This is a genomic window from Mycobacterium sp. NGS29 (assembly GCF_059812965.1).
In genome coordinates, this window is record NZ_JCALDR010000019.1 from 1 (window position 1) to 25508 (window position 25508).

Below are 25508 nucleotides of genomic sequence, written 5' to 3' on the forward strand. Positions count from 1 at the left end.
GCCACCTACCAGTGTCCGGTGTGCGATTACCGCTACAACGAGACCAAAGGCGATGCCCGCGAAGGCTTTCCGGCCGGCACGCCCTGGGAGCAGATTCCCGAGGACTGGACCTGCCCGGACTGCGCCGTCCGCGAAAAGCCCGACTTCATCGAGATAGGAGGAAAGTGACATGAACGACTACAAGCTCTACCAGTGCGTCCAGTGCGGTTTCGAGTACGACGAGGAGCTGGGCTGGCCGGAGGACGGCATCGAGCCGGGCACCCGCTGGGCGGACATCCCCGAAGACTGGAGTTGCCCGGACTGCGGTGCAGCCAAAGCCGACTTCGTGATGGTGGAGGTGGCCCGGTCATGATCGGCACCAATGTCGCGACGAATACGGCTATTGTCGCGCCTGTGAAGCGGATTCCCTACGCCGAGGCATCTCGCGCCCTGCTGCGGGAGTCGGTGCTGGACGCGATGCGGGACCTGCTGCTGACCCGCGACTGGTCGGCCATCACGCTCTCGGACGTGGCCCGGGCCGCCGGCATCAGCCGGCAGACCATCTACAACGAGTTCGGCTCTCGCCAGGGCCTGGCCCAGGGGTACGCCCTGCGTCTGGCCGACCGGCTGGTCGACACCGTCCGAGCTGCCCTGGACGCCAACGTCGGCAACATCTACGAGTCGTTCCTGCAGGGTTTCCGGGCCTTCTTCACCGAGTCGGCCGCCGACCCGCTGGTGATCTCGCTGCTGACCGGCGTGGCCAAGCCGGACCTGCTACAGCTCATCACCACCGACAGCGCGCCCATCATCACCCGGGCCTCGGCCCGGTTGTCGACGGCGTTCACCCAGACCTGGCTGGCCACCAGCGACGACGACGCGCAGGTGCTCTCCCGCGCCATCGTGCGGCTGTGCCTGAGCTACGTGTCGATGCCACCGGAGTCCGACCACGACGTCGCAGCGGACCTGGCTCGGCTGTTGACGCCGTTCGGCGAGCGTCACGGGGTGAGTGCCGTTTCCTGAGGGCTCCCGCCGGGCGGCTACAGTGACTGAGGACCATACCTCGGGCGCAGTAGCCGCCCGGTTTATTCCATCAGTCCCCGTAAGCCCTGAGTAAGGATGAAACACGACCATGACCACGACCGAAAATTCGCTGACCCCCGACGTCCTCAACGGCATCGATTTCAAGGTTGCCGACCTGTCGCTGGCGGATTTCGGCCGTAAAGAACTGCGCATCGCCGAGCACGAGATGCCCGGGCTGATGTCGCTGCGTCGCGAGTACGCCGATGTCCAGCCGCTGAAGGGGGCCCGGATCTCGGGATCGCTGCACATGACCGTGCAGACCGCGGTGCTGATCGAGACGCTGACCTCGCTGGGTGCCGAAGTCCGGTGGGCCTCCTGCAACATCTTCTCCACCCAGGACCACGCGGCCGCGGCCGTCGTCGTCGGCCCGCACGGCACCCCGGAGGAGCCCAAGGGTGTCCCGGTCTTCGCGTGGAAGGGCGAGACGCTCGAGGAGTACTGGTGGGCCGCCGAGCAGATGCTCACCTGGCCGGACGAGGACAAGCCGGCGAACATGATCCTGGACGACGGCGGCGACGCCACCATGATGGTGCTGCGCGGAATGCAGTACGAGAAGGCCGGCGTGGTGCCGCCCGCCGAAGAGGACGACTCCGCGGAGTGGAAGGTCTTCCTCAACGTCCTGCGCAACCGGTTCGAGACCGACAAGGGTAAGTGGACCAAGATCGCCGAGTCGGTCAAGGGCGTCACCGAGGAGACCACCACCGGGGTGCTGCGCCTCTACCAGTTCGCCGCCGCCGGCGACCTGGCCTTCCCGGCCATCAACGTCAACGACTCGGTGACCAAGTCCAAGTTCGACAACAAGTACGGCACCCGGCACTCGCTGCTGGACGGCATCAACCGTGGCACCGACGCGCTGATCGGCGGCAAGAACGTGCTGATCTGCGGCTTCGGCGACGTCGGCAAGGGCTGCGCGGAGGCCGCTAAGGGCCAGGGCGCGCGCGTCTCGGTCACTGAGATCGACCCGATCAACGCCCTGCAGGCGCTGATGGAGGGCTACGACGTGGTGACCGTCGAGGACGCGATCGGCAACGCCGACATCGTGATCACCTCGACCGGCAACAAAGACATCATCATGCTCGAGCACATCAAGGCCATGAAGGACCATTCCATCCTGGGCAACATCGGTCACTTCGACAACGAGATCGACATGGCCGGTCTGGAGCGCTCCGGGGCCACCAAGACCAACATCAAGCCGCAGGTCGACCTGTGGACCTTCGGCGACACCGGTCGTTCGGTCATTGTGCTGTCCGAGGGCCGGCTGCTGAACCTGGGCAACGCGACCGGGCACCCGTCGTTCGTGATGAGTAACAGCTTCGCCAACCAGACGATCGCGCAGATCGAGCTGTGGACCAAGAATGACGAGTACGACAACGAGGTGTACCGGCTGCCCAAGCACCTTGACGAGAAGGTGGCCCGCATCCACGTCGAGGCGCTCGGCGGCAAGCTCACCAAGCTGACCAAGGAGCAGGCCGAATACCTCGGCGTGGACGTCGAGGGCCCCTACAAGCCGGACCACTACCGCTACTGAGCGGCGGCGGGCCCGGCGTTGCCCCCGTCTGCCCGCCGAGCGTCACGCCAGCGTGGCTGTGGACGTCGAGCGTCACGCCAGCGTGACGCGCAGGCGTTAAGCTCGCGCGCCGGCCCCCGTCTGCCCGCCGAGCGTCACGCCAGCGTGGCTGTGGACGTCGAGCGTCACGCCAGCGTGACGCGCAGGCGTTAAGCTCGCGCGCCGGACCCCGTCTGCCCGCCGAGCGTCACGCCAGCGTGGCTGTGGAGGTCGAGCGTCACGCCAGCGTGACGCGCAGGCGTTAAGCTCGCGCGCCGGACCCCGTCTGCCCGCCGAGCGTCACGCCAGCGTGGCTGTGGACGTCGAGCGTCACGCCAGCGTTGCTGTGGACGTCGAGCGTCACGCCAGCGTGACGCGCAGGCGTTAAGCTCGCGCGCCGGACCCCGTCTGCCCGCCGAGCGTCACGCCAGTGTGGCTGTGGACGTCGAGCGTCACGCCAGCGTGGCTGTGGACGTCGAGCGTCACGCCAGCGTGACGCGCAGGCGTTAAGCTCGCGCCGTGCTGATCGCGATCGAAGGCGTCGACGGCTCGGGCAAGCGGACGTTGACCGAGGGTCTGCGCACGGCGTTCGAGGCGTCCGGCAAATCGGTGACCACCTTGGCGTTCCCGCGCTACGGGCAGTCGATCACCGCCGACCTCGCGGCCGAGGCGCTGCACGGACAGCACGGCGACCTCGCCGACTCGGTGTACGCGATGGCGACGCTGTTCGCCCTGGACCGGGCCGGCGCGATCGACGAGATCGCGCGGCTCGGGCAGCAGCACGACGTGGTGATCCTGGATCGCTACGTGGCCTCCAACGCTGCCTACAGCGCGGCGCGGTTGCACCAGGGTGCGTCCGGCCCGGCCGCGGCGTGGGTGCAACAGCTCGAATACCGCCGGCTGGCGCTGCCCGCGCCGGACTGGCAGATCCTGCTCGCGGTGCCGGCCGAACTCGCCGACCAGCGGGCGCGCAGCCGCGCCGCGAGCGACCCGGGCCGGGCCCGCGACAGCTACGAACGCGACGACGGACTGCAGCGACGCACCGGTGCGGTCTACGCCGAACTGGCGGCCGCGCACTGGTGCGGGCGGTGGCGGGTCGTGGACGCGGACGTCGATCCGGACGGTCTGGCCGCCACTGTGGTGGCCGAATAGTGCATTTTGGGCGCCATTTGCGCTTATCAATCACGAAACGCCCGTGTGGTGCGACGGTTTTGTCCTGATCTGGTGACACCATGGACACCATGAGGCAAAGGATTCTCGTCGTCGACGACGACGCTTCGCTGGCCGAGATGCTCACCATCGTGTTGCGTGGGGAGGGTTTCGACACCGCGGTCATCGGCGACGGTACTCAGGCCCTGACCGCGGTGCGCGAGTTGCGCCCCGATCTGGTGCTGTTGGACTTGATGCTGCCGGGCATGAACGGCATCGACGTGTGTCGGGTGCTGCGGGCCGACTCCGGTGTGCCGATCGTCATGCTGACCGCCAAGACCGACACCGTCGACGTGGTGCTCGGCCTGGAATCCGGCGCCGACGACTACATCATGAAGCCGTTCAAGCCCAAGGAACTGGTCGCGCGGGTGCGGGCGCGGCTGCGCCGCAACGACGACGAGCCCGCCGAGATGCTGTCCATCGCCGACGTCGACATCGACGTGCCGGCGCACAAGGTCACCCGCAACGGCGAGCAGATCTCGCTGACGCCGCTGGAGTTCGACCTGCTGGTCGCGTTGGCGCGCAAACCGCGCCAGGTGTTTACTCGTGATGTGCTGCTCGAACAGGTGTGGGGATACCGGCACCCGGCGGACACCCGCCTGGTGAACGTGCACGTCCAGCGCCTGCGCGCCAAGGTCGAGAAAGACCCCGAAAACCCGACAGTGGTTTTGACCGTTCGAGGAGTGGGATACAAGGCCGGACCTCCGTGATCCCGCGCGATGAGTGAGCGTTACGCGTGATCTGGCGCTCACCGCGACGTAGTCGAGGTCGTTGGGGGCGTTCGGGTCCCCTGCCGCGGGGCATGAGCGCCGTCAGTCGCGCCGTTGCCGTCGTCTGGCGCCGGTCGCTGCAGCTGCGCGTGGTGGCGCTGACCATCGGCCTGTCGCTGGCGGTCATCCTGGCGCTGGGTTTCGTGTTGACCAGCCAGGTCACCAACCGGGTCCTCGACATCAAGGTCAAAGCCGCGATCGATCAGATCGAGCGCGCCCGCAACACCGTCACCGGCATCGTCAACGGTGAGGAGACCCGCTCGCTGGACAGCAGCCTGCAGCTCGCGCGCAACACGCTGACATCGAAGACCGACCCCGCCTCCGGCGCGGGGCTGGCCGGTGCCTTCGACGCGGCGCTGATGGTGCCCGGCGACGGGCCGCGCGCGGCGTCCACCGCCGGGCCGGTCGATCAGGTGCCCAGCGCGTTGCGCGGCTTCGTCAAGGCGGGCCAGGCCGCATACCAGTACGCGACCGTGCACACCGAGGGCTTCTCCGGGCCGGCGCTGATCGTCGGCAGTCCGACGTCGTCGCGGGTGGCCAACCTGGAGTTGTACCTGATCTTCCCGCTGGCCTCCGAGCAGGCCACCATCTCGCTGGTGCGCAGCACGATGGCGACCGGCGGTGTGGTGCTGCTGGTCCTGCTGGCCGGCATCGCGCTGCTGGTTTCCCGGCAGGTGGTTAATCCGGTGCGCTCGGCATCGCGGATCGCCGAGCGCTTCGCCGAGGGGCACCTGTCCGAACGGATGCCGGTGCGCGGCGAAGACGACATGGCCCGGCTGGCGCTGTCCTTCAACGACATGGCCGAGAGCCTGTCCCGCCAGATCACCCAGCTCGAGGAGTTCGGCAATCTGCAACGCCGCTTCACCTCCGATGTCAGCCACGAACTGCGCACCCCGCTGACCACGGTGCGCATGGCTGCGGACCTGATCTACGACCACGCCGACGACCTCGATCCGGCGTTGCGACGATCCACCGAGTTGATGGTCAACGAGCTGGACCGGTTCGAGAGCCTGCTCAACGACCTGCTGGAAATCTCCCGGCACGACGCCGGTGTCGCCGAGTTATCCGTCGAGGCCGTCGATCTGCGCACCACCGTCAACAGCGCCCTGGGCAACGTCGGGCACCTGGCCGAGGAAGCCGGCATCGAGCTGCTGGTGGACATGCCCACCGAAGGCGTGATCGCCGAGGTCGACGCTCGCCGGGTGGAACGGATCCTGCGCAACCTGATCGCGAATGCGATCGACCACGCCGAGCGCAAGCCGGTGCGCATCCGGATGGCGGCTGACGAGGACACCGTCGCCGTCACCGTGCGCGACTACGGCGTCGGGTTGCGGCCCGGCGAGGAGAAGCTGGTGTTCAGCCGGTTCTGGCGCTCCGACCCGTCGCGGGTGCGCCGTTCCGGCGGCACCGGGCTCGGCCTGGCGATCAGCATCGAGGATGCGCGCCTGCACCAGGGCCGGCTGGAGGCCTGGGGGGAGCCCGGCGAGGGCGCGTGTTTCCGGCTGACCCTGCCCCTGGTGCGGGGGCACAAAGTGACCACCAGCCCGTTGCCGATGAAACCGATCCCGCAGACCAACGGGCAGCCGACGGCGCAGCCGCTCACCCCGACCGGCCCGCAACCGATCACCCGGCACCGCGAGCACGCGGAGTGGAGCGGTTGATGCGGGGACTGCTGATGCTCGTCTTGGCGGCTCTGCTACTCGCCGGTTGCGCAAGCGTGCCCAGCTCGTCGGCGCCGCAGGCCATCGGCACGGTGGACCGTCCGGCGCCGTCGAACCTGCCCAAACCCACCCCGGGCATGGATCCCGACGTGCTGTTGCGCGAATTCCTCAAGGCCACCGCCGACCCGTCCAACCGGCACCTGGCGGCGCGGCAGTTCCTCACCCAGTCGGCGTCCAACGGCTGGGACGACGCCGGCAGCGCCCTGCTGATCGACCATGTGGTTTTCGTCGAAACCCGCGGCGCCGAACGGGTTTCGGCCAATATGCGGGCCGACATCCTGGGCTCGCTGTCCGACATCGGGGTGTTCGAGACCGCGGAGGGCAAGCTGCCGGACCCGGGTCCGATCGAGTTGGTCAAGACCTCGGGCGGCTGGCGCATCGACAAGCTGCCCAACGGCGTTTTCCTGGACTGGCAGCAGTTCCAGGCCACCTACAAGCGCAACACCCTGTACTTCGCCGACCCCACCGGCAAGACCGTGGTGCCCGACCCGCGCTACGTCGCGGTGTCCGACCACGACCAGCTGGCCACCGAACTGGTCTCCAAGCTGCTGGCCGGACCGCGCCCGGAGATGGCGCACACGGTGCGCAACCTGTTGGCCCCGCCGTTGCGGTTGCGCGGACCGGTGACCCGCGCCGACGGCGGCAAGAGCGGCATCGGCAAAGGTTACGGCGGCGCCCGGGTCGATCTGGAGAAGCTGGCCACCACCGATCCGCACAGCAGGCAATTGCTTGCCGCGCAGATCATCTGGACGCTGGCCCGGGCCGACATCCGCGGTCCGTATGTGATCAACGCCGACGGCGCCCCGCTCGAGGACAGGTTCGCCCAGGGTTGGACCACCTCCGACGTCGCGGCCACCGATCCCGGGGTCGCCGACGGCGCCGGCGCGGGGCTGCATGCCCTGATCAACGGCTCGATGGTGGCCCTGGACGGGCAGCACATCGCCCCACTGGCCGGCGCGTTCGGCCGGATGGGCGATCAGACCGGTGCTGCGCTGTCGCGCAACGGTCACCAGGTCGCCTCGGTGGTGACGCTGCGTCGCGGCGCACCGGACATGGCCGCGTCGCTGTGGATCGGTGACCTCGGCGGTGAGGCGGTGCAGTCCGCCGACGGGCACAACCTGACCCGCCCGAGCTGGTCGCTGGACGACGCGGTGTGGGTGGTGGTCGACGCCAACATCGTGCTGCGCGCCATCCAGGAGCCGGCGTCCGGTCAGCCGGCCCGCATCCCGGTGGATTCCACCGCGGTCTCGGCCCGCTTCCCGGGACCGATCACCGACCTGCAGCTGTCCCGCGACGGCACCCGTGCGGCGATGGTGATCGACGGACAGGTGATCCTGGCCGGTGTCGAGCAGACCCAGGCCGGCCAGTTCGCGCTGACCTATCCGCGCCGGCTCGGTTTCGGTCTGGGCACCTCGGTGGTGTCGCTGTACTGGCGAACGAGCGACGACGTCGTGGTGACCCGCAACGACGCCACGCACCCGGTGTCCTACGTCAACCTCGACGGGGTGAACTCCGACGCGCCGTCGCGCGGCCTGCAGATCCCGCTGTTCGCGATCGCCGCCAACCCCTCCGCGGTGTACGTCGCCGGGCCGCAGGGGGTGCTGATGTACTCGGCTTCGGCCGCCGAGAACCAGCAGGGTTGGACGGAGGTGGCCGGTCTGATGGTCGGTGGAGCCGCCCCGGTATTGCCGGGTTGAGCGCCCTGCCATAGCTTTTGAGGCGATGCCGAAGGTTCCGTTCCTGCGTTGGGATGAAGCGTTCCGCGCGTTGGAGGCGCTGACTTCGTTGTGGTCGTCGACGGGCCTGCCGTCGGTGGGCGCCGGTGCCGCGCAGGCGGCCGCGGTGCCCTACCGGACGCTGTTGGCGACGTTGCAGCAACTGCTCGTCGGCAACGAGGTGACCGTTCGCATCGGTGATCACGACGTGGTGCTGACGGTGACCGAACTGGAGTCGGAGCTGGACCCGCAGGGCCTGCCGGTCGGCCAATTGGGCGAGGTCCGGGTGGCCGCACGCGACATCAGATGGGACGAGAACCGGCTGCAGAGCGCCGTCGCCGTGCTGCGCAACGTGCACATCCGCCCGGGTGTCCCGCCGCTGGTGGTGGCGGCTCCGGCAAACCTGTCCACGGCGCTTTCCGAGGAGGTTTTGGACGGAGTGCTGCGGCAGGTGGCTCCACAGCTGCGCAGCGAGTTAGGCAAGGACGGCACGGCCCGCCTGCGGTGGGCCCGGCAGCCGGCCTGGGGCGGGCTGGAGGTCGACGCCGACGTCACGGGCCGCACGCTGTGGCTGCGGCCGCGTGCGGTGGTGACCGGCCGGCACCGGTGGAAGCTGCCGGTGCGAACGCCCGCCTACCAGGTGCCGTTGCCCGAGCTGCCGCTCGGTCTGATGATCACCGGCGTCGAGCTCTCCTCGGACACCCTGCAGGTGTCCGGGTTGCTGCCGGAATGGCGGATGCAGTTGCCGCTGCGGGCGCTCGAGGAACTGCTCACCCGGCTCAGCCAGGGCGCGTTCAGCTTCAGCTGGCCCTCGCTGTGGTGGGGCTCCGACTAGCGGACGGATCTCCGGCCGGGAACGGCCGGATCACGGCACGGCACGAGCTCCGTATCGGTTCGGCAACGCGTGTTTGCCCGGATCGTATGCGCCGATACCGTTCGAAATCGTCACGCAGAAGCGGGCATTGATGAGGGGATACGGCGTTGCGGCACTTGGAGCGATTCAGCGTTGCGGTTGCGGTCAGCGCGGGCCTGTGCGGGGCTGCGCTGGCGTTGAGTCCCGACGGCGCCGCCACCCCGCTGCGAACGGGCGGCGCGGGCTGCGTCGACCAGCTCGCGGCGGCCGCGCCGGTAGCGCCGATGGCGTTGCCGGGCCCCGTCGCAGCACCGGTGCCGCTGGCGCCGGTCGTCCCCGCGGTGCCGCTCGCGCCTGTCGCGCCGCCGCTGCCGGTCGCGCCGATCGTGCCGATCGCCGGGGCGGGCGCGCTGCCCGCCGACGGTCTGGCGGCCGCCCCGCTGAGCAAGGCCGCGGGTGCGGGCAAGGGGGTGCCCACGAGTGCACCGCCGGCGCTGGCCGCCGATCCGGTGGTGTTGCCGGGCCCGCCGGTGCCGGTGGCCCTCGCCCAGGAACAACCGATCTCCGCTGTGCTGACCGGGTCGACCCTGACGGCGACCGGGTGCGCTGCCATCGCCGGTCCGACCCGGTGACGGTTACGACGGTTTGAGCTGGCGCACGGTGTCGGCGACCTTTTCTTCCCTGACCTCGCCCGCCTGCACGATCACCGGGTCGCCGACGTTGACGGTGTCGTAGTACCACTCGGCGTCGGCCGGGCTCAGGCTGATGCAGCCGTGACTGACATTGTCCAATCCCATCGACTGGACCGCCCACGGAGCCGAGTGCACGAACAGACCGCGGCTGGTGATGCGCACCGCGTAGTCGACTTTGAGTTGGTAGCCGTCGGGGTCGTCGACCGGGATGCCCACCGAACTCGAATCCATCAGCACCGAGCGGTCTTTGGCGAGCACGGTGTAGTTGCCGACCGGGGTCGCGAACTCGGGTCTGCCCATCGAAGCCGGCAGCACCCCGTCCTCACCGAAATGCGGCCGGTGGTGCGGTGCCGGCCGCGGTGGCGGGGGTCCCGTCTCGACGCCGTCGATGCGCACGGTGAAGGTGTGATTCGCGATGTCGGCGACACCGACCACCTTCGGTCCGGTGGCGAACTCGGTGCGCAGCCCGCCCACCGACAGCGCGATGGTGCTGTGCGCCGGCCAGTATCGGTCCGGAACCCACTGCACGACGCGGCTGTCGACCCATTCGAACCGTCCCGTCATCGCCGGGGTCGCCGTCACGTCCAACGCGCGCTGCGCGGCCTGGCGATCGGTGACGGGATGCCCGAAGGTCACCACCACCGGGTGCGCGACACCCACCACCGCCCCGCGTGCCGGTAGCACCGAGGCGATGTCGAACACGCTGTGCGGTGTGCTGACCGCCGTCAGCGTGACGCCGGCCGGACTGGTGAACACCGTCGCGGAAATCCCGATCGCCACGACCAGAGACCGAATTGCCGCCCGCATCGCGCACTCCCGATTGGTTGCTGCTGTGTTGTCGGTCGGATCGTAGGATGCGCGACACCGGCGAACGGGTAAGCGCGCGTTGGTAAGTCGGTCAGGGTTTGGTTACAGCTCGGTCTCCGTCCGAACATGTCAGTCTTCGGCGCCACACTGGGACCATGCTTGATCTGGTGCTGCCGCTGCAGTGCGGCGGGTGCGGGGCCCCCGCGGTGCGCTGGTGCGACGGGTGTGCCCGCGAGCTGGCGGTGTCGGCGGGGGAGCCCGTGGTGGTGAGCCCCCGCGTGGACCCCGGGGTGCCGGTGTTCGCGCTGGGCCGGTACCGCGGTGCCCGGCGGCAGGCCATCCTGGCGCTCAAGGAGCGCGGCCGCCGCGACCTGGTGGCACCGTTGGCGTACGCGCTGGCCGTCGCGGTGCACCGGCTGCTGAGCTGGGGGATGGTGGACATCCCGGTGACGGTGGTCCCCGCGCCGACGCGGCGGTCGGCGGCCCGCCGGCGCGGCGGCGACCCGGTCGCCCGGCTGGCCAGGGTGGCGGTGGCCGGTCATCCCGGCATCCGCGTCGCCCAGGTGTTGCGGCTGCGGGCGCTGGTGCGCGACTCGGTGGGCCTGGGCACCTCGGCGCGGGAACACAACATCGCCGGCCGCGTGGTGTTGCGTGCGCCGCCGCCGCGCGGTGAGGTGTTGCTCATCGACGATGTCGTCACCACCGGGGCCACCGCGGCCGAGTCCGTTCGGGTGCTGCAGGCGGCCGGGGTTGCGGTGGTGGCGGTGCTGGCTGTCGCGGCGGCCTGACCGCTGCGCCGGGCGTCACCGCAGGGCGAACGTGAAGAACTCGCAACAGGTCTGCGAATTGGGTGGCACGTTAAGGCGAACACGGGCTAACGTCGAAAGCAGATTCCCGACTCACAGTCGCTGTATTGCCAGGTTGAGCAACACCCGCGGGAGGAGGTGAGTATTCGACTTCTAGCTCCGGCGGGCAGCCTGCGACGGTGGCTTCTCCAGAACCGTTCTAACCCCGTCGGCGCGTAGCTGAGTGCCGGGCACGCAGAGTGCGTGTGACGTGAAAAGAGAAACGAGTTGTCAAGAATGTCAAGGCTTTCCGTGGATTCCCAGCAGGTTCTGGACAAGGCTGATTCTGCAGGAACTGAAGACCAGGCCGAACCGACCGCCACTGCCGAGATCGTGTTCGAGGGCCGCAACGTTGAGATCCCCGACCATTTCCGCCTTTACGTGTCACAGAAACTCGCCCGCTGCGAGCGGTTCGACAAGTCCATCTACCTGTTCGACGTCGAACTCGACCACGAACGCAACCGCCGCCAGCGCAAGGCATGTCAGCGCGTGGAGATCACCGCCCGCGGCCGCGGCCCGGCGGTGCGCGGTGAGGCCTGTGCCGACAGCTTCTACGCCGCACTGGAATCCGCGGTCGTCAAACTGGAGAGCCGGCTGCGGCGCGGCAAGGACCGCCGCAAGGTGCACTACGGCGACAAGACCCCGGTGTCGCTGGCCGAGGCCACCGCGGTGGTGCCGCCGGAAAACGCCTTCAACTCGGCTCCGGCCGAGCCGCACGACCACGACGGCGTCGATCCCGAACCCATCGAGCACCTGCCGGGTCGGGTGGTGCGCACCAAGGAGCACCCGGCCACGCCGATGACGGTCGACGACGCGTTGTACGAGATGGAGCTCGTCGGGCACGACTTCTTCTTGTTCTTCGACAAGGAGACCGAGCGACCCTCCGTGGTGTACCGACGGCACGCCTACGACTACGGCCTGATCAGATTGGCCTGATCACCCCGTCACCTAGGATGGGGGTCGCTCAAGACGAACGACTCCCACCCAATAGGGGAACAAGCTGTGCTGTCGCGATTGCTGCGCCTCGGTGAAGGCCGCATGGTCAAGCGCCTCAAGAAGGTCGCCGACTATGTCAACACGTTGTCCGACGACGTGGAGAAACTCACCGACGCCGAATTGAAGGCCAAGACCGACGAGTTCAGGAAGCGTCTGGACAAAGACGAGACCCTCGAGGATCTGCTGCCCGAAGCGTTCGCGGTGGCCCGCGAAGCCGCGTGGCGGGTGCTCGACCAGCGGCCGTTCGACGTGCAGGTGATGGGCGCGGCCGCGCTGCACCTGGGCAACGTCGCGGAGATGAAGACCGGGGAAGGCAAGACGCTGACCTGCGTGTTGCCGGCGTACCTGAACGCGCTGGCGGGCAAGGGTGTGCACGTCGTCACCGTCAACGACTACCTGGCCAAACGCGACAGCGAGTGGATGGGCCGGGTGCACCGTTTCCTGGGCCTGGAGGTCGGGGTGATCCTGGCGCAGATGACGCCCGAGGAGCGCCGCGTCGCCTACAACGCCGACATCACCTACGGCACCAACAACGAGTTCGGCTTCGACTACCTGCGTGACAACATGGCCCACTCGCTCGACGACCTGGTGCAGCGCGGGCACAATTTCGCCATCGTCGACGAGGTCGACTCCATCCTGATCGACGAGGCCCGGACCCCGCTGATCATTTCCGGTCCGGCCGACGGCGCCTCCAACTGGTACACCGAGTTCGCGCGGCTGGCGCCGTTGATGCAGAAGGACACCCACTACGAGGTGGACCTGCGCAAGCGCACCATCGGTGTGCACGAGAAGGGCGTGGAGTTCGTCGAGGACCAGCTCGGCATCGACAACTTGTACGAGGCGGCCAACTCGCCGCTGGTCAGCTACCTCAACAACGCGTTGAAGGCCAAGGAGCTGTTCAACCGCGACAAGGACTACATCGTCCGCAACGGCGAGGTGCTGATCGTCGACGAGTTCACCGGCCGGGTGCTGGTCGGCCGGCGCTACAACGAGGGCATGCACCAGGCCATCGAGGCCAAGGAGCATGTCGAGATCAAGGCCGAGAACCAGACGCTGGCCACCATCACGCTGCAGAACTACTTCCGGCTGTACGACAAGCTCGCCGGCATGACCGGTACCGCCCAGACCGAGGCGGCCGAGCTGCACGAGATCTACAAGTTGGGCGTGGTCCCGATCCCGACGAACAAGCCGATGATCCGCGAGGACCAGGGCGACCTGATCTACAAGACCGAAGAGGCCAAGTACATCGCGGTGGTCGACGACGTCTCCGAACGCTACGAGAAGGGTCAGCCGGTGCTGATCGGCACCACCAGCGTGGAACGCTCGGAATACCTGTCTCGCCAATTCACCAAGCGGCGCATCCCGCACAACGTGCTCAACGCCAAGTACCACGAGCAGGAAGCGGGCATCATCGCCGAGGCGGGCCGGCGCGGCGGCATCACCGTGGCCACCAACATGGCCGGCCGCGGTACCGACATCGTGCTGGGCGGCAACGTCGACTTCCTCACCGACAAGCGGCTGCGCGAGCGCGGCCTGGACCCCATCGAGACGCCTGAGGAGTACGAAGAGGCCTGGCACCAGGAGCTGCCGAAGGTCAAGGAGGAAGCCTCCACAGAGGCCAAGGAAGTCATCGAGGCCGGTGGTCTCTACGTGCTGGGCACCGAACGCCACGAGTCGCGGCGCATCGACAACCAGCTGCGTGGTCGGTCCGGTCGGCAGGGTGACCCCGGGGAGTCGCGCTTCTACCTGTCGTTGGGCGACGAGTTGATGCGCCGGTTCAACGGCGCGGCGCTGGAGAGCCTGCTGACCCGGCTGAACCTGCCCGACGACGTGCCGATCGAAGCCAAGATGGTCACCCGGGCGATCAAGAGCGCCCAGACCCAGGTTGAGCAGCAGAACTTCGAGATGCGCAAGAACGTGCTGAAGTACGACGAGGTGATGAACCAGCAGCGCAAGGTCATCTACGCCGAACGAAAGCGGATTCTGGAGGGCGAGAACCTGCAGGAGCAGGCGAAGGAGATGCTGACCGACGTCATCACCGCGTACGTGGACGGTGCCACCAGCGAGGGCTACGCCGAGGACTGGGACCTCGACGCGTTGTGGACCGCGCTCAAGACGCTCTACCCGGTGGGCATCGACCATGAGTCGCTGATGCACCCCGACGACGACTCCGACCGCGACGACCTGACCCGCGAAGAACTGCTCGAGGCGCTGCTCGCCGATGCGGAAAAGTGTTATGCGGCAAGGGAAGCCGAGCTGGAACAGCTAGCCGGCGAGGGCGCTATGCGCCAGCTGGAGCGCAACGTGCTGCTCAACGTCATCGACCGCAAGTGGCGCGAGCACCTCTACGAGATGGACTACCTCAAGGAGGGCATCGGCCTGCGCGCGATGGCTCAGCGCGACCCGCTGGTGGAATACCAGCGCGAGGGTTACGACATGTTCATGGCCATGCTCGACGGCATGAAAGAGGAGTCGGTCGGTTTCCTGTTCAACGTCAGCGTGGAGGCGGTGCCCGCCCCGCAGGTCGAACTGACCCCGGTAGACGCGCCGGAGGGCTTGGCGACTCTGGGCAGCCCGGAGGCCGCGGACGAAGCTGCGGGCCAACCGGCGCCGGCCGTCAAGGAACCGGTGAGCACGTTGCGGGCCAAGGGAATCGACAACGACGACGACCGACCCGCGCTGACCTATTCAGGTCCGTCGGAGGACGGGTCGGCGCAGGTGCAGCGCAACGGTGGTGCGGCGGCCAAGACCACCGCCGGCGCCGCGAGTGGCGGCAGCCGTCGGGAACGGCGGGCTGCTGCGCGCCAGCAGGGACGCGGTGCCAAGCCGCCCAAGTCGGTGAAGAAGCGCTGAGCATCCGGAAAAGTTGTTGCCCGGCACTGATTCTCACGGGCGGCCCGGTCAGCCGATCTGCAGGGCGACCACCAGCCACTGTCCCGGCGCGGACACCCGTTCCACCCGACCGGCGATCGCGTGCAGCCGTTCCCCACGGCTGTAGCAGCCGAACACCTCGGCCGCGGATCCCCCGGTGGGCTGTAGCCGCATCTTGCGCAGCACCGCGGCGCCGGCCTGTCCGGTAACCGTGCGGCTCACCGCCTGTACGGCGTCGACCAGATCCGGTGTCAGCACCGCACGCAGCTGCCCAGCCGGGCGGCGCCGGTCGATGACTTCGAGCACCCGACGCAGCGCGGCGTCGGCGAACACCGCGGCCTGACGCATCTGCGCGTCCAGCGGCACGCCGTCCGGCTGGCGCTGCGGGCGCGGACGGGCCGGCCGCGGCGGCGCGTGCGATGATGGTCCACACCGCGGGAGGCCGCGGGTCGGGGGTTCGTAGTCGATCACCGGTGTGACGGCGACAGTGGGCAATGGGGCATCTCCAGACGCTTGTGACCGAGCAGCGCCTGAAGAGTGTCAGACGGTCGGGCCGTTGGGTATTCACTCGTCGGTCCTCATCCACAGGCCCGCTCGGCGCAGACGCCCGCCAGCCGATAGCGTGACCTGATATCCAGAATGCGAAACAGGAGGGCGTTGCGGCAATGGTGACCCGGTTGTCCACCGCGGACGCGTCGTTCTATCGACTGGAGAACACCGCGACCCCGATGTATGTCGGGTCGCTGTCGATCCTGCGCCGGCCGCGATCGGGTCTGAGCTACGAGACATTGCTGGCCACCGTCGAGAAGCGCTTGCCGCAGATACCGCGCTACCGGCAGAAGGTGCGCGAGGTCAAGGTCGGCATGGCCCGGCCGGTCTGGATCGACGACGCCGATTTCGACATCACCTATCACATTCGGCGCTCGGCCCTGCCGTCGCCGGGCAGCGACGAACAACTGCATGAACTCATCGCCCGCCTGGCTGCCCGGCCGCTGGACAAGTCGCGGCCGCTGTGGGAGATGTACCTGGTCGAGGGCCTGGCCAAGAACCGCCTCGCGCTCTACACCAAGTCGCACCAGGCGTTGATCAACGGCATGGGCGCCCTGGAGATCAACCACGTGATCGCCGACCGGACGCGTCGGGCACCGCCGTTCCCCGAAGACATCTGGGTGCCGGAACGCGACCCGGGGCACAGCCGGTTGGTGCTGGGTGCCATCGGGGAGTGGCTGGTGGGTCCCGGTACCCAATTGCAGGCCGTCGGCTCCGCGGTCGCGGGGCTGGTGACCAATTCCGGTCAGCTCGTCGACTCTGCCCGCCGGGTTTTCGACGTCGCGCGCACCGTGGCACGTGGCACCGCGCCCAGCAGCCCGCTCAACGCCACCGTGTCCCGCAATCGCCGCTTCACCGTCGCCCGGGGCAAGCTCGACGACTACCGGACGGTGCGGGCCCGCTACGAATGCGACATCAACGATGTGGTGCTGGCGGTAATAGCCGGTGCCCTGAGCAACTGGTTGATGTCGCGCGGTGAAGCCGTGACGCAGACCGCGGTGGTGCGGGCGATGGCGCCGCTGTCGGTGTATCCCGACGACCAGCTCGACCCGTCCGGACCGGGCCAGGCGATGAGCGAAGTGACCCCGTTCCTGGTGGATCTGCCGGTGGGGGAGGGCAACGCGGTGGTCCGGCTCTCCCAGATCGCGCACGCCACCGAATCGAACCCGACGGCCGCCAGCCTGGTGGACGCCCGTACCATCGTCACGCTGTCCGGTTTCGCGCCGCCGACGCTGCACGCAATGGGCATCCGGGTGGCGACCAGTTTCCCGACGCTGTCGCGCCAACCGTTCAACCTGCTGATCACCAACGCCCCCGGCGCCCAGTCGCAGATGTACATCGCCGGCACGAAGCTGCTGGAGACCTACGCGGTGCCGCCGCTGTTGCACAACCAGGCGCTGGCCATCAGCGTCACGTCCTACAACGGCATGCTCTACTTCGGCATCAACGCCGACCGCGACGCGATGAGCGACGTGGACCTGCTGCCGGGGTTGTTGCAGCAGTCGCTGGACGAGCTGCTGGGCGCTTCCCGCTAGTTTCGGCCGGAATCGGCGGGTACCGATAACATCCGTTGATGTGAGCACCCCGAACAAGGCCGGCGCGTCGCCGAAGACGAAGAAGAAGAAGTCGGCCGCACCCACCGTGCAGAAGATCCCCAACGACATCTACGAAGCCGAATTGTTCAGGCTGCAAACCGAATTCGTGAAATTGCAGGAATGGGTGCGGCACACCGGTGCCCGGCTGGTGGTGATCTTCGAAGGCCGCGACGCCGCGGGCAAAGGCGGTGCGATCAAGCGGATCACCGAATACCTCAGCCCCCGCATCGCCCACGTCGCCGCGCTGCCGGTGCCGACCGGCCGGGAACGCGGACAGTGGTATTACCAGCGCTACATCGCCCATCTGCCCACCAAAGGCGAGATCGTGCTGTTCGACCGCTCGTGGTACAACCGCGCCGGCATCGAAAAGGTGATGGGATTCTGCACACCGCACGAGCATGCGCTGTTCCTGCGGCAGACCCCGATCTTCGAGCAGATGCTGATCGACGACGGGATCCTGTTGCGCAAGTACTGGTTCTCGGTGTCGGATACCGAACAGTTGCGCCGGTTCAAGGCCAGGCTCAATGACCCTGTGCGGCAATGGAAGCTGTCCCCGATGGATCTGGAATCGGTGTACCGGTGGGAGGACTACTCGCGCGCCAAGGACGAGATGATGGTGCATACCGATACCCCGGTCAGTCCCTGGTACGTGGTGGAATCCGACATCAAGAAGCATGCACGGCTGAACATGATGGCCCACCTGCTCTCGACCGTGAACTACTCGGAGGTGGAAATCCCGAAGGTCACCCTGCCGGACCGTCCCGTGGTGACCGGCAACTACCAGCGGCCGGCGCGTGAGCTGCAGAAGTTCGTCACCGACCACGTGGCGACTCTGATGTCATGACACGGGTCCACATCCCGGCGACCCTGGGCATGCTGCAGCAGCTCGTCGCCGGCGGGTCGTTGCGTCCGGTCAACGGCACCGCCTTTGCGGTCACCCCGGCGTTGCGCGAGTCCTATGCCGAGGGCGACGACGACGAGCTTGCCGAGGTGGCGCTGCGCGAAGCTGCGCTGGCTTCGCTGCGGCTGTTGGCCGCTGAGGAGGACGGCGCGCTGCCGCTGCGCCGGGTGGTGCTGGAAGCCGACGTGGATGAGGTGGCCTTCCGTCCCGATCTGGACGACGCGGTCGTCAGGATCGACGGGTCGATTCAGCTGGAACGGGTAATCGCGGCATATGTGGACAATACGGACGCGGAGCCGGCCGTCAGGGCGGCGATGGCCGTGATCGATGCCGCCGATCTCGGGGACGAGGATGCCGAGCTGACCGTCGGCGACGCCCAGGATCATGATCTGGCCTGGTACGCCAACCAGGAGCTCCCGTTCCTGCTCGAGCTACTGTGACGCCGCTCTGGCTACGGTACCGTAACTTACGGTACCGTAGGTTGGGTCAGGCGCGGCCGGAGCACGAGCAGGAGCTTCTTTTCATGAGCACAAAGCACGCGGCGCTCACCGCCAGGGTCGTCAACACCACCCGGGCGAGCGTTGCCGGGGCCGAGCAGCATCCCGGCTGGCACGCGCTGCGCCAACTGGCCGCGCGCATCACCACCCCGCTGCTGCCCGACGACTACCTGCACCTGGCCAACCCGCTGTGGTCGGCTCGCGAGCTCCGCGGCCGCATCCTGGAAGTCCGCCGCGAGACCGAGGATTCGGCCACCCTGGTCATCAAGCCGGGGTGGGGCTTCAGTTTCGACTACCAGCCGGGCCAGTACATCGGCATCGGGCTGCTGGTCGACGGGCGTTGGCGCTGGCGGTCGTATTCGCTCACCTCGAGTCCGGCCGCGGGTTCCGATTCGGCCCGGACGATCACGATCACCGTCAAGGCCATGCCGGAAGGCTTCCTGTCCACCCACCTGGTGGCCGGTGTCGAACCGGGAACCATCGTGCGACTGGCCGCACCGCAGGGCAACTTCGTGCTGCCGGATCCGGCGCCGTCGTCCATCCTCTTCCTCACCGCCGGGTCCGGGATAACGCCGGTGATGTCGATGCTGCGCACGTTGGTGCGCCGCGACCAGATCACCGATGTCGCACACCTGCATTCGGCGCCCACCGGCTCCGACGTGATGTTCGCCGACGAGTTGGCCGGGTTGGCCGACGATCACCCCGGCTATCGCCTGTCTGTGCGCGAGACCCGCTCGCGGGGCCGGCTCGATCTGTCCCGGCTCGACGACGAGGTACCGGACTGGCGCGACCGGCACACCTGGGCCTGCGGCCCCGAGGGCATGCTCAGCCAGGCCGAGAAGGCGTGGTCGGCGGCCGGCGTCGGTGATCGGCTGCACCTGGAGCGGTTCGCGGTGTCCAGGGCCGCGCCGGCGGGAGCGGGTGGGACCGTGACCTTCGCCCGCAGCGGCAAGAGTGTCGCCGCCGATGCGGCGACGTCGGTGATGGATGCCGGGGAAGGTGCCGGCGTGCAGATGCCGTTCGGCTGCCGCATGGGCATCTGTCAGTCGTGCGTGGTGGAGTTGCTGGACGGGCACGTCCGTGACCTGCGCACCGGCGTCGAGCACGATCCGGGCCATCGCGTCCAGACCTGCGTGTCGGCCGCATCCGGCGACTGCGTGGTCGATATCTAGAGTTACCGACAGGTAACCTACGGAGTCGTAGGTTACTATTGCGTAGGCCCGGGTACGCCCTAAGCACAACAGACGCAGGGAGAACTTATGGCGATCACCGACGTCGAAGAATTCGCACATCTGACCGACGCCGACATCGAAAACCTGGCTTTCGAACTCGATGCCATCCGCCAGGACATCGAAGACTCGCGCGGGCAGCGCGACGCCCGCTATATCCGTCGCACCATCGCCGCGCAACGCGCGCTCGAAGTGGCTGGGCGGGTGATGCTGGCCGCCAGCAAACGGCGGTCGGCATGGTGGGCGGGCACCGCCACGCTCGGTGTGGCCAAGATCATCGAGAACATGGAGATCGGCCACAACGTCATGCACGGCCAGTGGGACTGGATGAACGACCCGGAGATCCACTCCTCGACCTGGGAGTGGGACATGAGCGGGTCGTCCAAGCACTGGCGCTACACCCACAATTTCGTGCACCACAAGTACACCAACATCCTGGGTATGGACGACGACGTCGGCTACGGCCTACTGCGGGTCACCCGTGACCAGCGCTGGAAGCGCTTCAACCTGATGAATCTCGTCTACAACACCTTGCTCGCGCTGCTGTTCGAATGGGGTGTCGGCCTGCAGCACGTGGAAATCGGCAAAATCGTCAAGAAGCGGATGGAGCACGGCGAGGCCCGCCAGCGCATCGACGAATTCCTGGCCAAGGCCGGTCGCCAGGTGCTCAAGGATTACCTCGCGTTCCCAGCGCTCACCTCGCTGTCGCCCGGCGCGACCTACACCTCGACGCTGAAGGCGAATGCGACGGCGAACGTGATTCGCAACGTGTGGGCCAACGCCGTCATCTTCTGCGGGCACTTCCCCGACGGCGCCGAGAAGTTCACCAAGACGGACATGGTCGGCGAGACCAAGGGCCAGTGGTACCTGCGGCAGATGCTGGGTAGCGCCAACTTCGAGGGTGGCTGGTTGCTGCGCTTCATGAGCGGCAACCTGTGCCACCAGATCGAGCACCACCTGTATCCCGACCTGCCCAGCAACCGGCTGCACGAGATCTCGCTGCGCGTCCGCGAGATCTGCGACAAGTACGACCTGCCCTACACCACCGGGTCGTTCCTGGTGCAGTACGGCAAGACGTGGCGCACCATCGCCAAGCTGTCGTTGCCGGACAAGTACCTGCGCGACGACGCCGACAACGCGCCGGAGACCCGCAGCGAGCGGATGTTCGTCGGCCTGGAACCGGAGTTCACCGGGACCGACCCGACGACCGGCCGCCGCCGCGGGCTGAAATCTGCCATCGCGGCCGTGCGCGGGTGGCGGCAGTCCAAGCGTGCCGCCGCAGCGGCGGTCAACGGTGAGTTGGCCGCATAACCGGTAGGCGCCGCCATACTGGAGACCGTGCAGGTCTTCGCCGGACAGCAGGTGTCGCACTGGGACTTCGCGCGCAACACCGGCAGCGTCGCGTTGATGACCGAGTTCGGTTGCGCGAACGGGCTCGTCGTCGAGGATGTCCTGCGCGGGTCCGGGCTGACCGAGGCCGACCTGCACGACCCGGGCCGGATGATCGTCGGCCGCCAGGAGCTGGCGGTGGTGACCAATCTGGTGAGCCTGCTGGGCAACCCGGCCGACCTCGGGGTGCGGGTGGGCGGCAGTTACCACGTCGGCTCGTTCGGGATCTTCGGGTTCGCCTGCCTGACCAGCTCGACGCTGGGCGACGCGGTCCGGTTCGCCGCCCGGTTCTACGAGCTCAGCTACGGCTTCGGTCTGCCCAGCGTGACGGTGGAGGGACCGGTTGCGGCGCTGCGGCTCGATCTGCCCGATCTGACCGGTCCCGTCGCCGAGTTCCTGGTGCGCCGCGACCTCGCGGCGATCGGCCGGGTGATGGCCGAGCTGCTGGGCGGTCCGCTGCCGCTGATGTCGATCGAGTTCGCCGGTGCGGCCCCGCCGTCCGGGGACACCGCGGTGCGGGAGGTATTCGGGGTGGTCCCGCGATACCAGGCGCCCGCCAATGTGGCGCGCTGGCCGGCTGCGCTACTGGAAAACCGGTTGCCCCAGGCCAGCGAGATGAGCGTGACCATCTGCGAGCAGCAGTGCACCGCTCTGCTGGAACGCCGACGGCAGCGCACCGGGGTGGCCCGGCAGGTCCGGGACCGGTTGGCATCTCTGGACGACAAGATCGACGGTAAAACCCACACCATCGCCAGCGTCGCCCGGCAGCTCGCCATGAGCGAGCGCACCCTGCGCCGCCGGCTGGCCGAGGAGAACACCACCTTCCGGGACCTGGTTGAGGAAGTGCACCGGGTGCTGGCCGAAGAGCTGCTGGCCACCGGTGCGCTGTCGGTGGACGATGTCGCGCTGCGGCTGGGCTACGCGGAGGCGACGAGTTTCATCGCTGCGTTCAAACGCTGGACCGGCACCACACCTGCGCGCTACCAGCGTTCGGTGGCGCCCCGGGAACGGTTCGTGGCCGGAATTATGGATTCAGCGTCCGCGATCGCCTTCCGGTGACGTGCCATAGCTCGTAGTTTCAAAGCATGCGATTTCGTCCCCGTGTCCTGGTAATCGGCGCCGGCTTCGGAGGCCTGGCCGCCGCATACGAACTGTCCCACGACGGTCTCGCCGACGTCACCGTGCTGGAGAAGGCCGACGACATCGGCGGTGTGTGGCGGGAGAACACCTATCCCGGCGCCGCCTGCGACGTCCCGTCGAATCTGTACTCCTATTCCTTCGCCCGCAAGAACGACTGGGGGCGCCGCTACGCCGAGCAACCCGACATCCTGGGCTACATCCACGACACCGCCGAGCAGTTCGGCCTGCGCGAGCTGGTCCGGACCGGGGCCGAGGTCACCTCCGCCGAATACGACGACGGCACCGCCACTTGGCGGGTGACCACCGCATCCGGCGAAGTCCTGGAAGCCGAGGTGCTAGTACCGGCAGTGGGCCAGCTGTCGCGTCCCTCGCTGCCGAACATCCCGGGACTGGACTCGTTCACCGGGCCGTCCTTCCACTCCGCGCAGTGGCGCCACGACGTCGACCTGACCGGCCGGCGGGTCGCGGTGCTCGGCACCGGGGCGTCGGCCATCCAGTTCGTTCCGCGCATCCGCCAAACCGCCGGACAGGTCACCATCTTCCAACGCTCCGCGCCCTACGTGGTGCCGAAGGTGGACCGGGCCTACACCGACCGGCACCACGCCGCGTTCGAGAAGGTGCCCGGCTGGGCTGCCGCCATGCGTGGCGTGATCTGGGAGACCACCGAACTGCTGGGCCTGGCCCTGACCAGGGCCAAACCCCTGGCCCGGATGCTGCAGGCGCTGGCGTCGGCGAACCTGAAGCGGCACATCAAAGACCCGGAGCTACGGGCCAAGCTCACCCCCGACTACCCGATCGGGTGCAAGCGGGTGCTGTTCAGCAGCGACTGGTATCCGGCGCTGGCCAGCGACAACGTCGACGTGCAGACCGAAGAGATCACCGAGGTGACGCCGACGGGGGTGCGTACCGCCGACGGCCGGCTGCACGAGGTGGACGTGATCATCTACGGCACCGGCTTCAAGGCCACCGAGTTTCTCGCGCCGATGACGATCACCGGCCGCGGCGGACGGGACCTGAACGCCGAGTGGGCCGACGGTGCCCGCGCACACCTCGGCATCGCGGTCACCGGCTTCCCGAACATGTTCCTGATCTACGGCCCCAACACCAATCTCGGCAGCAGCTCGGTCATCCTGATGATGGAGCAGCAGGCCGGCTACATCCGTCAGATCGTGACCGAGCTCGCCCGCCGCGGACCCGGGCGCGCCTTCGAAGTCCGGCCCTCCGTCGAGCGGGCCTACGACGCCGAAGTCCAGGCCCGCCTCGACAAGGGTGTGTGGACCGGTTGCGACTCGTGGTATCGCACCGCGTCCGGCCGGGTAACCACCAACTGGCCCGGGCTGGTGCACGAATATCAGCGTCGCACCCGGACCGCAGCCCTCGGCGATTTCCAGGAGGTGTTGTCGCGTGAGTCAAGCCTCGTTTGACTATGACGTGCTGGTCATCGGATCCGGTTTCGGGGGCAGCGTCACCGCGCTGCGGCTCAGCGAAAAGGGTTACCGGGTAGGCGTTCTCGAGGCCGGACGCCGGTTCCGGGACGAGGACTACGCGGTGAACAGCTGGCACGTCCGCGATTACCTGTTCAAGCCCTCGATCGGGTGTTACGGCATCCAGCGCATCGACGTGCTCACCGACGCGGTGGTGCTCAGCGGCGCCGGGGTCGGCGGCGGCTCGCTGGTGTACGCGAACACGCTCTACCAGCCCGGCGACGGGTTCTTCGCCGACCCGCGCTGGAGCGGCATCACCGACTGGAAGGACGAACTGCTGCCCTGGTACGACCAGGCCAAGCGGATGCTGGGCGTCGAGACCTACCCGCGGACCACGCCGTCGGACAAGGTGATGCTGAAGATCGCCACCGATCTCGGCGTCGCCGACACGTTCCACGCCACCCCGGTCGGGGTGTGTTTCACCGGGTCCGACGGCAAGCTGGCCGAGCCGGGCGCCCCGGTGGGCGACCCGTACTTCCGCGGGGCCGGCCCGGACCGCAACGCCTGCCGGCACTGCGGCGAATGCATGACCGGGTGTCGGCACAACGCTAAGAACACGCTGGTCAAGAACTATCTCTACCTGGCCGAGAACCTCGGCGCGACGGTCCACCCGCTGACCACCGTCGTCGACGTGCGGCCCCGCGCCGGCGGCGGGTACGACGTGGTGACCCGCCGCACCGGCGGCAAACTGCGGCGCCGACGGCGTGTTTTCACCGCCGAGCAGGTGGTGTTCTCCGCAGCTGCCCTAGGCACCCAGCGGCTGCTACACAAGCTGCGCGACCGCGGTAGCCTGCCGCACATCTCGCCCAAGCTCGGCGAGCTGTCCCGGACCAATTCCGAGGCGATCCTGGCCGTGCGGGCCCGTCGCGACGACGTGGACTATTCCGAGGGTGTCGCGATCACGTCCTCCATCCACCCGGACGACCACACCCACGTCGAGCCCTGCCGTTACGGCCACGACTCGAACCTGATGGGGCTGATGGGCACCGTCCTGGTCGACGGATTGGACGGGGGGAGGCGATGGCGGACCGGGATGAAAGAGCTTGTCCGCCAACGTCGGGACCTGCGCCGGCTGCTCAACCCGAAGCGCTGGTCGGAGCAGACCATTCCGCTGCTGGTCATGCAAACCCACGACAATTCGCTGACCACCTACACCCGCCCCTGGCTGTTCGGGCGCCGGATGAAGTCCCGGCAAGGCGTGGGCGAGCCGAACCCGACCTGGATCCCGGTCGGTCACGAAGTCGCCCGGCGCGCGGCCGAGCACCTCGACGGCATCGCCGGGGGCGCTTGGGCGGACCTGGCGGACATCCCGATGACGGGGCACTTCATCGGCGGCTGCGTGATCGCCGAATCGGCGGACTCTGGCGTGGTGGACCCCTACCACCGCATGCACGGCCACCCCGGGTTGCACGTCATCGACGGGTCCACGATCACCGCCAACCTGGGCGTCAACCCGTCCCTGACCATCACCGCGCTGGCCGAGCGGGCCACCTCGCTGTGGCCGAACAAGGGCGAGTCGGACCCGCGGCCGCCGCTGGGGTCACCTTACGAACGCATCGCCCCGGTGGCGCCGGTCCGGCCGGCCGTCCCGGTGACCGCGCCCGGCGCGCTGCGCTCCGAGCGGGACTACGCTCGCTGAC

The 25508-nt window shown here is 68.1% G+C and carries 23 protein-coding genes; 21 read left to right on the plus strand and 2 right to left on the minus strand.

Features of this window, described 5'->3' with window-relative positions:
• From AC5Y5Z_RS21350 to AC5Y5Z_RS21395, 10 genes are all read left to right on the plus strand, one after another.
• On the plus strand, positions 1 to 168 hold a 168-nt coding region (locus tag AC5Y5Z_RS21350; RefSeq protein ID WP_499927495.1), incomplete at its 5' end, for a rubredoxin.
• A 1-nt stretch (position 169) separates the two neighbouring features.
• A complete protein-coding gene (locus AC5Y5Z_RS21355; RefSeq protein WP_463828273.1) occupies positions 170 to 352 on the plus strand; it encodes a rubredoxin in 183 nt (60 codons plus the stop codon).
• Positions 349 to 999: a TetR family transcriptional regulator AlkX gene (gene alkX, locus AC5Y5Z_RS21360; RefSeq protein ID WP_463828272.1), complete on the plus strand. Its 651-nt coding sequence runs from the start codon at positions 349 to 351 to the stop codon at positions 997 to 999. Before AC5Y5Z_RS21355 ends, alkX begins: the two co-directional genes overlap by 4 nt.
• Positions 1000 to 1108: 109 nt before the next feature.
• On the plus strand, positions 1109 to 2587 hold the full coding sequence (ahcY, locus tag AC5Y5Z_RS21365; RefSeq protein WP_463828271.1) for an adenosylhomocysteinase: 1479 nt from the start codon (positions 1109 to 1111) through the stop codon (positions 2585 to 2587).
• Between the two features lie 537 nt (positions 2588 to 3124).
• Positions 3125 to 3757, plus strand: a complete 633-nt coding sequence (locus AC5Y5Z_RS21370) for a dTMP kinase (RefSeq protein ID WP_473139248.1) — start codon at positions 3125 to 3127, stop codon at positions 3755 to 3757.
• 80 nt (positions 3758 to 3837) lie between these two features.
• Positions 3838 to 4524: a two-component system response regulator MtrA gene (mtrA, locus tag AC5Y5Z_RS21375; RefSeq protein WP_015354856.1), complete on the plus strand. Its 687-nt coding sequence runs from the start codon at positions 3838 to 3840 to the stop codon at positions 4522 to 4524.
• A 26-nt stretch (positions 4525 to 4550) separates the two neighbouring features.
• Positions 4551 to 6245: an MtrAB system histidine kinase MtrB gene (gene mtrB / locus AC5Y5Z_RS21380; protein ID WP_463828269.1), complete on the plus strand. Its 1695-nt coding sequence runs from the start codon at positions 4551 to 4553 to the stop codon at positions 6243 to 6245.
• 14 nt (positions 6246 to 6259) lie between these two features.
• Complete coding sequence (gene lpqB, locus AC5Y5Z_RS21385; protein ID WP_473139289.1) at positions 6260 to 8002, plus strand: MtrAB system accessory lipoprotein LpqB; 1743 nt, start codon at positions 6260 to 6262, stop codon at positions 8000 to 8002.
• 25 nt (positions 8003 to 8027) lie between these two features.
• Positions 8028 to 8855 carry an LmeA family phospholipid-binding protein gene (locus AC5Y5Z_RS21390; protein WP_463828268.1) on the plus strand — a complete coding sequence of 276 codons (828 nt, stop codon included), beginning with the start codon at positions 8028 to 8030 and terminating at the stop codon, positions 8853 to 8855.
• A 146-nt stretch (positions 8856 to 9001) separates the two neighbouring features.
• Complete coding sequence (locus tag AC5Y5Z_RS21395; protein WP_463828267.1) at positions 9002 to 9505, plus strand: hypothetical protein; 504 nt, start codon at positions 9002 to 9004, stop codon at positions 9503 to 9505.
• Between the two features lie 3 nt (positions 9506 to 9508).
• Here the strand turns inward: AC5Y5Z_RS21395 and AC5Y5Z_RS21400 are convergent, their stop codons facing one another.
• On the minus strand, positions 9509 to 10372 hold the full coding sequence (locus AC5Y5Z_RS21400) for a L,D-transpeptidase (RefSeq protein ID WP_499927394.1): 864 nt from the start codon (positions 10370 to 10372) through the stop codon (positions 9509 to 9511).
• 155 nt (positions 10373 to 10527) lie between these two features.
• On the opposite strand from AC5Y5Z_RS21400, the gene AC5Y5Z_RS21405 reads away from it, so the two are divergent.
• The 3 genes from AC5Y5Z_RS21405 to secA all read left to right on the plus strand — a co-directional run bounded on the left by AC5Y5Z_RS21405 (position 10528) and on the right by secA (position 15066).
• Positions 10528 to 11160: a ComF family protein gene (locus tag AC5Y5Z_RS21405; RefSeq protein WP_499927396.1), complete on the plus strand. Its 633-nt coding sequence runs from the start codon at positions 10528 to 10530 to the stop codon at positions 11158 to 11160.
• Between the two features lie 309 nt (positions 11161 to 11469).
• Positions 11470 to 12153 carry a ribosome hibernation-promoting factor, HPF/YfiA family gene (hpf, locus tag AC5Y5Z_RS21410; RefSeq protein ID WP_463828352.1) on the plus strand — a complete coding sequence of 228 codons (684 nt, stop codon included), beginning with the start codon at positions 11470 to 11472 and terminating at the stop codon, positions 12151 to 12153.
• A gap of 66 nt (positions 12154 to 12219) precedes the next feature.
• Positions 12220 to 15066 carry a preprotein translocase subunit SecA gene (gene secA / locus AC5Y5Z_RS21415; protein WP_463828264.1) on the plus strand — a complete coding sequence of 949 codons (2847 nt, stop codon included), beginning with the start codon at positions 12220 to 12222 and terminating at the stop codon, positions 15064 to 15066.
• 48 nt (positions 15067 to 15114) lie between these two features.
• On the opposite strand, the gene AC5Y5Z_RS21420 is transcribed toward secA, so the two are convergent.
• The gene (locus AC5Y5Z_RS21420) at positions 15115 to 15579 is read right to left on the minus strand and encodes an Rv3235 family protein (protein ID WP_463828263.1); all 465 of its coding nucleotides are present in this window, start codon (positions 15577 to 15579) and stop codon (positions 15115 to 15117) included.
• Positions 15580 to 15749: 170 nt separating this feature from the next.
• On the opposite strand from AC5Y5Z_RS21420, the gene AC5Y5Z_RS21425 reads away from it, so the two are divergent.
• The 8 genes from AC5Y5Z_RS21425 (at position 15750) to AC5Y5Z_RS21460 (ending at position 25507) form a co-directional block, all read left to right on the plus strand.
• Complete coding sequence (locus AC5Y5Z_RS21425; protein ID WP_473139245.1) at positions 15750 to 17168, plus strand: WS/DGAT/MGAT family O-acyltransferase; 1419 nt, start codon at positions 15750 to 15752, stop codon at positions 17166 to 17168.
• A gap of 40 nt (positions 17169 to 17208) precedes the next feature.
• Entirely contained in the window at positions 17209 to 18072 is an 864-nt protein-coding gene (ppk2, locus tag AC5Y5Z_RS21430; protein WP_463828261.1) for a polyphosphate kinase 2, read from the plus strand.
• Entirely contained in the window at positions 18069 to 18569 is a 501-nt protein-coding gene (locus AC5Y5Z_RS21435; RefSeq protein WP_463828260.1) for a DUF6912 family protein, read from the plus strand. The genes ppk2 and AC5Y5Z_RS21435 overlap by 4 nt, the downstream gene beginning before the upstream one ends.
• Before the next feature lie 83 nt (positions 18570 to 18652).
• Positions 18653 to 19798 (plus strand): ferredoxin reductase, encoded by a 1146-nt coding sequence (locus tag AC5Y5Z_RS21440; RefSeq protein ID WP_463828259.1) that lies wholly within the window; start codon positions 18653 to 18655, stop codon positions 19796 to 19798.
• 87 nt (positions 19799 to 19885) lie between these two features.
• Complete coding sequence (locus AC5Y5Z_RS21445; RefSeq protein WP_463828258.1) at positions 19886 to 21166, plus strand: fatty acid desaturase family protein; 1281 nt, start codon at positions 19886 to 19888, stop codon at positions 21164 to 21166.
• Between the two features lie 27 nt (positions 21167 to 21193).
• On the plus strand, positions 21194 to 22303 hold the full coding sequence (locus AC5Y5Z_RS21450) for an AraC family transcriptional regulator (protein WP_499927400.1): 1110 nt from the start codon (positions 21194 to 21196) through the stop codon (positions 22301 to 22303).
• A 26-nt stretch (positions 22304 to 22329) separates the two neighbouring features.
• Entirely contained in the window at positions 22330 to 23808 is a 1479-nt protein-coding gene (locus tag AC5Y5Z_RS21455; protein ID WP_499927402.1) for a flavin-containing monooxygenase, read from the plus strand.
• Positions 23789 to 25507: a GMC oxidoreductase gene (locus AC5Y5Z_RS21460; RefSeq protein ID WP_499927404.1), complete on the plus strand. Its 1719-nt coding sequence runs from the start codon at positions 23789 to 23791 to the stop codon at positions 25505 to 25507. Before AC5Y5Z_RS21455 ends, AC5Y5Z_RS21460 begins: the two co-directional genes overlap by 20 nt.
• Position 25508 lies beyond the last annotated feature (1 nt).